Annotated in this window: 5 protein-coding genes, 24 tRNA genes and 1 rRNA gene; 2 read left to right on the forward strand and 28 right to left on the reverse strand. The window is 47.0% G+C overall.

Annotated features, from left to right (window positions below):
- The first annotated feature begins 9 nt into the window (after positions 1–9).
- Positions 10–1,116, forward strand: a complete 1,107-nt coding sequence (locus GQ671_RS04730) for a 5-methyltetrahydropteroyltriglutamate--homocysteine S-methyltransferase (RefSeq protein ID WP_160653396.1) — start codon at positions 10–12, stop codon at positions 1,114–1,116.
- A 33-nt stretch (positions 1,117–1,149) separates the two neighbouring features.
- On the opposite strand, the gene GQ671_RS04735 is transcribed toward GQ671_RS04730, so the two are convergent.
- Positions 1,150–2,841 carry a S9 family peptidase gene (locus GQ671_RS04735; protein ID WP_160653399.1) on the reverse strand — a complete coding sequence of 564 codons (1,692 nt, stop codon included), beginning with the start codon at positions 2,839–2,841 and terminating at the stop codon, positions 1,150–1,152.
- A 135-nt stretch (positions 2,842–2,976) separates the two neighbouring features.
- Between GQ671_RS04735 and GQ671_RS04740 the strand changes: the two genes are divergently transcribed.
- Complete coding sequence (locus GQ671_RS04740) at positions 2,977–3,129, forward strand: sporulation protein Cse60 (RefSeq protein ID WP_160653402.1); 153 nt, start codon at positions 2,977–2,979, stop codon at positions 3,127–3,129.
- Between the two features lie 39 nt (positions 3,130–3,168).
- Here GQ671_RS04740 and GQ671_RS04745 read toward each other — a convergent pair whose 3' ends face one another.
- The 27 genes from GQ671_RS04745 to rrf form a co-directional block, all read right to left on the reverse strand.
- A complete protein-coding gene (locus GQ671_RS04745; protein ID WP_160653404.1) occupies positions 3,169–3,828 on the reverse strand; it encodes a DUF6320 domain-containing protein in 660 nt (219 codons plus the stop codon).
- Positions 3,815–5,002 (reverse strand): alcohol acetyltransferase, encoded by a 1,188-nt coding sequence (locus tag GQ671_RS04750; RefSeq protein ID WP_246153157.1) that lies wholly within the window; start codon positions 5,000–5,002, stop codon positions 3,815–3,817. The genes GQ671_RS04745 and GQ671_RS04750 overlap by 14 nt, the downstream gene beginning before the upstream one ends.
- A gap of 359 nt (positions 5,003–5,361) precedes the next feature.
- Positions 5,362–5,446: transfer RNA gene (locus GQ671_RS04755), tRNA-Leu, on the reverse strand.
- An 18-nt stretch (positions 5,447–5,464) separates the two neighbouring features.
- A tRNA-OTHER gene (locus GQ671_RS04760) sits at positions 5,465–5,539 on the reverse strand.
- Between the two features lie 16 nt (positions 5,540–5,555).
- Positions 5,556–5,629, reverse strand: a tRNA-Cys gene (locus GQ671_RS04765).
- Positions 5,630–5,635: 6 nt separating this feature from the next.
- Positions 5,636–5,707: transfer RNA gene (locus GQ671_RS04770), tRNA-Gln, on the reverse strand.
- A 4-nt stretch (positions 5,708–5,711) separates the two neighbouring features.
- A tRNA-His gene (locus GQ671_RS04775) sits at positions 5,712–5,787 on the reverse strand.
- Between the two features lie 4 nt (positions 5,788–5,791).
- A tRNA-Trp gene (locus GQ671_RS04780) sits at positions 5,792–5,865 on the reverse strand.
- A 5-nt stretch (positions 5,866–5,870) separates the two neighbouring features.
- Positions 5,871–5,951 (reverse strand) — tRNA-Tyr (locus GQ671_RS04785).
- A gap of 17 nt (positions 5,952–5,968) precedes the next feature.
- Positions 5,969–6,044: transfer RNA gene (locus GQ671_RS04790), tRNA-Thr, on the reverse strand.
- Between the two features lie 8 nt (positions 6,045–6,052).
- Positions 6,053–6,128, reverse strand: a tRNA-Phe gene (locus GQ671_RS04795).
- A gap of 14 nt (positions 6,129–6,142) precedes the next feature.
- Positions 6,143–6,218, reverse strand: a tRNA-Asp gene (locus GQ671_RS04800).
- 22 nt (positions 6,219–6,240) lie between these two features.
- Positions 6,241–6,314: transfer RNA gene (locus tag GQ671_RS04805), tRNA-Met, on the reverse strand.
- A 13-nt stretch (positions 6,315–6,327) separates the two neighbouring features.
- Positions 6,328–6,420, reverse strand: a tRNA-Ser gene (locus GQ671_RS04810).
- 21 nt (positions 6,421–6,441) lie between these two features.
- Positions 6,442–6,518 (reverse strand) — tRNA-Ile (locus tag GQ671_RS04815).
- 5 nt (positions 6,519–6,523) lie between these two features.
- Positions 6,524–6,597, reverse strand: a tRNA-Met gene (locus GQ671_RS04820).
- 22 nt (positions 6,598–6,619) lie between these two features.
- Positions 6,620–6,695: transfer RNA gene (locus tag GQ671_RS04825), tRNA-Ala, on the reverse strand.
- A 22-nt stretch (positions 6,696–6,717) separates the two neighbouring features.
- Positions 6,718–6,799: transfer RNA gene (locus tag GQ671_RS04830), tRNA-Leu, on the reverse strand.
- A 14-nt stretch (positions 6,800–6,813) separates the two neighbouring features.
- A tRNA-Pro gene (locus tag GQ671_RS04835) sits at positions 6,814–6,887 on the reverse strand.
- Positions 6,888–6,899: 12 nt separating this feature from the next.
- Positions 6,900–6,973, reverse strand: a tRNA-Arg gene (locus GQ671_RS04840).
- A 19-nt stretch (positions 6,974–6,992) separates the two neighbouring features.
- Positions 6,993–7,081 (reverse strand) — tRNA-Leu (locus GQ671_RS04845).
- Between the two features lie 7 nt (positions 7,082–7,088).
- Positions 7,089–7,163, reverse strand: a tRNA-Gly gene (locus tag GQ671_RS04850).
- Between the two features lie 3 nt (positions 7,164–7,166).
- Positions 7,167–7,251, reverse strand: a tRNA-Leu gene (locus tag GQ671_RS04855).
- 5 nt (positions 7,252–7,256) lie between these two features.
- Positions 7,257–7,329: transfer RNA gene (locus GQ671_RS04860), tRNA-Lys, on the reverse strand.
- A gap of 20 nt (positions 7,330–7,349) precedes the next feature.
- A tRNA-Thr gene (locus GQ671_RS04865) sits at positions 7,350–7,425 on the reverse strand.
- Between the two features lie 7 nt (positions 7,426–7,432).
- Positions 7,433–7,508 (reverse strand) — tRNA-Val (locus tag GQ671_RS04870).
- Positions 7,509–7,533: 25 nt separating this feature from the next.
- Positions 7,534–7,648: ribosomal RNA gene (rrf, locus tag GQ671_RS04875) — 5S ribosomal RNA — on the reverse strand.
- Positions 7,649–7,864: the final 216 nt, after the last annotated feature.

Raw genomic sequence — 7,864 nt, forward strand, 5'->3', positions numbered from 1 at the left:
GGGATTACAATGACAAAAACTACTGTACAGGCACCATTCAAGGCGGACCATGTGGGCAGCCTGCTGCGCCCTGATAGCATCCACCAGGCGAGAAAGGACTATGCCCAGGACAAAATATCATACGCACAGCTGAGAGAGATTGAAACGGAAGAGATTACACGTATCGTCGACAAGCAGATTGAAGTCGGTCTCAAGGCGGTAACCGATGGAGAGTTCAGACGCCGCTTCTGGCATACCGATTTCCTCGAATATTTGAATGGTGTGGAAGGATACATACCGGATCATGGCTATAAGTTCGATGGCATAGAAACTGAAAGGTACAATATTCGCGTAACCGGTAAAGTATCATTCAACCCGGATCACCCGCATGTGGCTGATTTTAAGGAGTTCAAGGAGATTGTTGGTGACCGCGCAGTGGCAAAGCAGACAATTCCGAGCCCGAACCAGCTGTTCAATGCTGGTGTAAGAAACCTGGACATCTATCCCGATGTAGAAGAGTATGCAGATGATGTCATCAAAGCATACCAGGATGCCATCCAGGCTTTCTATGATGCAGGCTGCCGATATCTTCAGCTGGATGATGTATATATCGCTGGACTGAGCGCACCTGAAGTGCCATTCAATGATAGCGGCTACGACAGGGAGACGCTGATCAACCTCGCTTTAAGAGTAGTCAATGGTGCGCTTGAGAAGAAGCCGGAGGATCTGATCGTCACTACACACCTGTGCCGCGGGAACTATCGATCCAAATGGGCATTCGAAGGCAGCTATGCCAAAATTGCCCCTGTGCTGTTCGCCAAAGAGCAGGTCAACGGTTTCTTCCTGGAGTATGACGATGACCGTTCCGGAGATTTCGAGCCATTATCCCATATTCCTGAAAATGGCCCTCAAGTTGTTCTTGGTCTGTTTACTTCGAAACATGGCGAGCTCGAGAATGCCGATGTCATCAGGGAGCGCGTCGAGGAAGCTGCGCAGCATGTATCGAAAGATCAGATATGTCTGAGTCCTCAATGCGGATTTGCCTCCACGCACCATGGCAATGAGCTCACAGAGGAAGCCCAGTGGGCAAAGTTGAAATATATCGTCTCCCTTTCTGAAGAACTACTGGGTGAATAAAAAATAAGAAGCACCTTGCGGTGCTTCTTATTTTTATCCTTTTGTATGATATCCAATGAGAAATTCAGCAATCTTCCGATTCATGTCATCGATATTCTCCTGGTGCATGAAGGTGTGTCCTTCATTTTCATAGGCAGTAAAAGCTGCATCCTGCCCACTTTTTGCCAGAGCTTCCGCCATCTGCACGGATTCAGTATAAGGCACACGTGAATCGTGATGGCTGTGGAATATCATCAGAGGTGCAGTGATATCCCTGCTTCTGGTGAGTGGCGAGATATCATCCAGGAATTCACCCTGCCCCTCTATCGAACCATACTCCGCAGCTCTCAGACTGCGTCTCCATGGTGGCGTACCCAGAAGGAATGTCCTCAAGTGCGAAATACCGACGATATCCACCGCAGCAGTCCACAAATCCGGATGATGCGTAACTAGCAACAGTGTCATCAGACCACCATAGCTCCGGCCCATCACACTGATATTCGCACTATCTGCATGATCTGTATCGATCAGGTGCTGTCTAAGTTCCACGACATCCTTCATTGCATCAAGCCGCTTCTCCCTATCATCCGCTTCAAGGTAGGTACGCCCATATCCCATGCTGCCACGTATATTCGGAACAGCCACGCATAGGCCTGCTCTGTTCAGAAGATGGTAGAGTGCATTGAATTCCGGTCTGGCCTGGGACTCCGGCCCTCCGTGGATGTGGATCACAGCGCCATGACCCGATTCGGCTTCATAGATGAAATATGGAATCTCAGTTCCATCAAACGATGAATAGCTCGCCATGCGCCATGATACTTCCTCAGCTGGCAGGTTGTCGGCGATCAGTTCAAAATCCTTCCGATCCAGACTATAGCGGTAGATGCAGTGCGGCTGATCGACGGAAGAATAGATCAGAAAGACATCATCCGCTCTCCCAATAGACAATGAATGAATGACACCATTCTTTTTGAAGGGCATCTGGACTACTTCCCATGTTGTGAGATCCAATGTGTACAGTAAGGAGCTGCCGTTTTCATTACAGGATAATATCGCTGTCCTATCATCTTTTGATAGTTTGAAGTGCTCGATGTCCCAGTTGAATCCGGTCCGTTTTACGTATGTACCGTCTTCCAGATCGATTTCATATATGTTTTTGAATCCATTTCCCAGATCGCTGAGGCATAGGCAGGTATCCCGAACAAACTTGAATGAGGAGAATCTGGCCTGTGGAAACGGAAGCTCCTTCACTTCTCCCGACGCTGTATCAAAGACCATCAGCATCTGATCCACGTTATTCACATCCATTGATAGCAGAAGCTGCCCTTCAGACAGTTCATGGATGAAATGGATGGGGGCTTCGAATTCACCCATGACTGCCACAGTACCCGCACCATCGATGCTGCATAGCTCGAAAGACGAGGATGCATGATGATTACGGATGGCTGTATACATATCCTTGCCTGCATCATATTCCCCATAGTGATGGAAACAATCAGGCTGATCGACAAGCGTAATCATATCCTTGCCGTCGAACTTATGAAACTGGTTCCTTTCGTTGCCATGATAGTCGGTCGCAACTGTAATATGATCCTCTTCAATCCAGAAGTTTTTGATGTTCTGATCAGAATCGGTGAGTTTATATTTTTCACGACTGTCGATTTCCATTTTCCACAGCTGCTGTGTGCCACTCTCACTGCTGATGAAATAAAGACTTTGTTCCTTACCATGATACTTGAGATTCATATATTTGATGTAACTGTCCAATTCATATCTCCCCTTTTAAATACTACTCTATCATTTCTTCGACATTATTACGTGACTTTTCAGTCAATTTAAGGTGATAATATGATTAGATAACATGAGGAGGCTGATGGCACTATGAAGGTGAAGACCATAAGTGCAATGACGGAAAAAGGACTCGATAAGAAAGTGAACGAATTTCTTTATGAGAACCATCAGATAGAGATCATCGATATCAAATTCTCATATGGAAGTACACTTGCTGTGCTGATCATCTATAGGGAGCAATAAAAAAATTCTCCACTTCGGTTGAAGTGGAGAATTTTTTTATTAGATATGAAGTCTTCTGCTCAGCTGGGACCATACGGCATGGTGGGCAAATACCCCAAAAAATACAACCAGCATGAAAGCATATAGACTTGCAACTGCACTTGGCCAGATGACCGTAGCGTAACCTGAAAAATACAGTGCAGCTGGCAGAAAGCTCAGTGTAATCATCAAAATGGAGCTGACATAGCCCTTCCATTTCAAACGCTTCGTCAGAAGTGACAGTGTAACCATCACCAGGCCTGCGACAATAAGAAAAGGTACTGCATAGTTGATCGACCAATTGAGAAAGCCGGATTGCGAATCTATAAGCAGAAGCAGCAGGGTCAGACTTGCAACCTGACCAACAATCTTGCTGCCAAGGTGGGATTTCGACAGAACGGTGTGATTCAGTGAAATGACAGCATAGGCAACAAAGCCAATGACGTAGAATACCCATAGAAAATGGGGCATGACAATCAGATTGACGAATATGCATGCCAGTATGATGGCCAGTCCTGCAAATACGGCAATTTTAGATGCTTTTCTTTTGCCTAGTGATTGTCTGTCATACTTCGGATACGGCCTATTCTCCACCGCAATATAGGTGGATGACAACCGCCGGCTGCATAACGGACAGGTATTATGCTTCGATTTGACACTGCACTGTTCACAATGATTCATTGCTGTTCCCCCACTCATTGGAATTAACCTCTATTTCAAGTCCGGTCAACCGTTTCAATTCCTTGAAAAACTCCCTCACAATGCCAGTTTCTGAAATGGACAGTGTAAAAGTGATCGTCATGCGGCCATTGATTGTGCCAGCCGCACAGCTGATTGGACTTCTACTCGTAGGATACAGCGCAATATCCATCCGTTCGACATGTTCTTCCATGGACTTCGGCAATTTCACATTTCCCATATTCGACAATGTCATCGATTTTGTTCTCTCACCGATATGATTGAACCCATATCTCATCGCAGGATATTTGAGAAATATTGGAATGACGCGTGTCATCATCCTTCTCTGCAGCTGAAAATGATGGTTGATGCCCTTCTGCAGACTTTCCTTGGCAGTACGGGATACAAGCTTTTCAGCAACTTCATCCAATATACCTTCGAAAGTTGTCTCATCTTCCACTTTAACACCTACATTGGCCACCGCAAAGAAATTTCTCATTGTCTTTGATGGAAACTGCCGTCTCAGATTGACAGGCAGAGCAATTGCTATCGGATCACGCCCTGAATGCTCGGTACTGATAACTTTGATCAGAAGTGCTGTCAGATAAGCAGTGAGAGTCTTTCCTGAACTTTTGGCATGGCGGTTCAATGCGTTTCCATCCACTATACCGTGAATGATGTTAATGCCTGCCGTTTCAAGGGGTGTGCCTGTAATCTGATAGGCTGCACTTTCTTTCATTCTGATCGACTTTCCATCATTCTTATATGCATATTTTAAAAAACTATCTTCGATTTCTTCTGTATCTGATGGATCCCATGGCAATAATATCATCCCATCATGAGTGATATTCTTCCCTTTTAGAAGTAGATACTGATAGGCCAGCGTCTTCAGGAATTCCATCGCCCCACTGCCATCAGTGAGTGAGTGGAACACTTCAAAAGATATTCTATTGTTATAGTATATGACACGGATCAAATATCCGCTACTGGTCTTTGGATCGATGGGTGCACAAGGGTAGGTCTTCTCTTCCTGTACAACTAGCCTCTGATCATTCTTCTCGAGATAATCCCAAAACAGACCTTTTTTCAAAGAAACTGTCAGTGTGGGAAAACGGTGGACAATACGATCCAACGCTTGCTGAAGCAGCTTCTGATCTATTCTTTCCGTCAAAATCATAGAGACTCTGAAAACAAAGGAATTTTCCGCGTTTGATAACGCATGAAAAATCTTACCTGTATTATCAATTTTATACCATTGATCTGACATGCAGCATTCCTACCTCCATTTGACCTTCGTGTTATTATGGCATATTTCAGAATGGAATGCTTGCATCAGCTGAGTATTCAAAATGCCTATCGCCTTTGAAGTATTTCTTTAACCAGTAAAGCAACGTTCTTCGGTTTTTCTTTAGTATTCGTATTATCTCCTCCTTCTTATTTAAATCCGCAAAAAAAGACGACCAGGATGAAATGTCTCATCCTGGCCGCCATCGGCAATTTCAGATATACCATTTATATTTAATAGAAGACTTCTTATACCACCGGTCGGGTTTGAACCGACACTCCCGTTAAGGGAACTGGATTTTGAGTCCAGCGCGTCTGCCAATTCCGCCACGGTGGCCCAGTATTAATAAATTTATGGAGCGGAAGATAGGATTTGAACCTATGTCTTGCTTCAGGTAGAAGCATGTTCTAAACACTAAACTACTTCCGCATGGTGTAAAAACTAATGGAGGCGCCAACCGGATTTGAACCGGTGATAGAGGATTTGCAGTCCTCGGCCTTACCACTTGGCTATGGCGCCTTGAAGCTGGGCTAGCAGGATTCGAACCTGCGCATGATGGTACCAAAAACCATTGCCTTACCGCTTGGCGATAGCCCAATAATGGGGCGGCTGATGGGGATCGAACCCACGAATGCCGGAACCACAATCCGGTGTGTTAACCACTTCACCACAACCGCCATTTGGCAGGGGTAGTAGGAATTGAACCCACATCAAAGGTTTTGGAGACCTCTATTCTACCATTGAACTATACCCCTATGAGTGGAGGGGGGCAGATTCGAACTGCCGAACCCGAAGGAGCGGATTTACAGTCCGCCGCGTTTAGCCACTTCGCTACCCCTCCATGATACGCTGAAAAAATGGTGCCGGCCAGAGGAATCGAACCCCCAACCTACTGATTACAAGTCAGTTGCTCTGCCAATTGAGCTAGACCGGCAACACAAATGGTGGTTCAGGACGGAATCGAACCGCCGACACTGTGAGCTTCAATCACATGCTCTACCGACTGAGCTACTGAACCACTAGATATTAAAATGGCGGTCCCGACGGGAATCGAACCCGCGATCTCCTGCGTGACAGGCAGGCATGTTAACCGCTACACCACGGGACCACATATAAATTAAATAAAAAAATTGCGGGAGGTGGATTTGAACCACCGACCTCCGGGTTATGAGCCCGACGAGCTTCCAGACTGCTCTATCCCGCGATAATATTAATAATGGCGGAGGAAGAGGGATTCGAACCCCCGCGAGCCGTTAAGCCCCTGTCGGTTTTCAAGACCGATCCCTTCAGCCAGACTTGGGTATTCCTCCGTATGATATACAATTAAAGCATGGTGGACCTTGCAGGACTCGAACCTGCGACCCAACGGTTATGAGCCGTTTGCTCTGACCAACTGAGCTAAAGGTCCAATAATGGCGGTGGAGGGGATCGAACCCCCGACCTCACGGGTATGAACCGTACGCTCTAGCCAGCTGAGCTACGCCGCCATGAATATGATATTGAGTAAAATGGTGGAGACTAGCGGGATCGAACCGCTGACCTCCTGCGTGCAAAGCAGGCGCTCTCCCAGCTGAGCTAAGCCCCCATTTTAATAAAAGAAATTCCGATGCGGGTGAAGGGAGTCGAACCCCCACGCCCGAAGGCGCTAGATCCTAAATCTAGTGCGTCTGCCAGTTCCGCCACACCCGCATATTTCTAAAGAGTCGGGAAGACAGGATTCGAACCTGCGACCCCTTGGTCCCAAACCAAGTGCTCTACCAAGCTGAGCTACTTCCCGTGATTATTAAAGCGCGCCCGAGAGGAGTCGAACCCCTAGCCTCTTGATCCGTAGTCAAACGCTCTATCCAATTGAGCTACGGGCGCATCATATAAGGTTTTAAACTGGTGCCGAGGACCGGAATCGAACCGGTACGGTAATTACTTACCGCAGGATTTTAAGTCCTGTGCGTCTGCCAGTTCCGCCACCCCGGCGTAATAATGGAGCGGAAGACGGGATTCGAACCCGCGACCCCCACCTTGGCAAGGTGATGTTCTACCACTGAACTACTTCCGCGAATGGTGCGGGTGAAGGGAGTCGAACCCCCACGCCCGAAGGCGCTAGATCCTAAATCTAGTGCGTCTGCCAGTTCCGCCACACCCGCATATGTGAGCCATAGAGGATTCGAACCTCTGACCCTCTGATTAAAAGTCAGATGCTCTACCAACTGAGCTAATGGCTCATATACATATAATGATTAAATGGTGCCGGCCAGAGGAATCGAACCCCCAACCTACTGATTACAAGTCAGTTGCTCTGCCAATTGAGCTAGACCGGCTAATTAATGGTGGAGAATGACGGGTTCGAACCGCCGACCCTCTGCTTGTAAGGCAGATGCTCTCCCAGCTGAGCTAATTCTCCATTAATTGATATTAAAATGTATATTGCCCGGCGGCGTCCTACTCTCACGGGACGTCAGTCCAACTACCATCGGCGCTGGAGAGCTTAACTGCTGTGTTCGGCATGGGAACAGGTGGGGCCTCTCCGCCATCGCCACCGGACAATATTGAATTGAAAGTACAATCGGTAACGCCGCTGATGCGGCGTACTGACCGGCTAAATGCTGAAGCATCAAGCCGCTCATGTACATTCAAAACCGGATAGAAACAATGCGCTGCGCAGAAAACCAAACACGGTTTTCATTATTATTGAATAAGTCATCGATCGATTAGTATTCGTCCGCTGAATGTGTCGCCACACTTGCACGCCGAACCTAT

Source organism: Salinicoccus hispanicus, from assembly GCF_009831115.1.
Taxonomy (GTDB): Bacteria; Bacillota; Bacilli; order Staphylococcales; family Salinicoccaceae; genus Salinicoccus; species Salinicoccus hispanicus.

Coding starts and splice junctions, on each gene's coding strand:
- GQ671_RS04730 (WP_160653396.1), top strand. CDS start 10: ATGACAAAAACTACTGTACAGGCACCATTCAAGGCGGACCATGTGGGC.
- GQ671_RS04750 (WP_246153157.1), bottom strand. CDS start 5,002: ATGATTTTGACGGAAAGAATAGATCAGAAGCTGCTTCAGCAAGCGTTG.
- GQ671_RS04740 (WP_160653402.1), top strand. CDS start 2,977: ATGAAGGTGAAGACCATAAGTGCAATGACGGAAAAAGGACTCGATAAG.
- GQ671_RS04745 (WP_160653404.1), bottom strand. CDS start 3,828: ATGAATCATTGTGAACAGTGCAGTGTCAAATCGAAGCATAATACCTGT.
- GQ671_RS04735 (WP_160653399.1), bottom strand. CDS start 2,841: ATGAATCTCAAGTATCATGGTAAGGAACAAAGTCTTTATTTCATCAGC.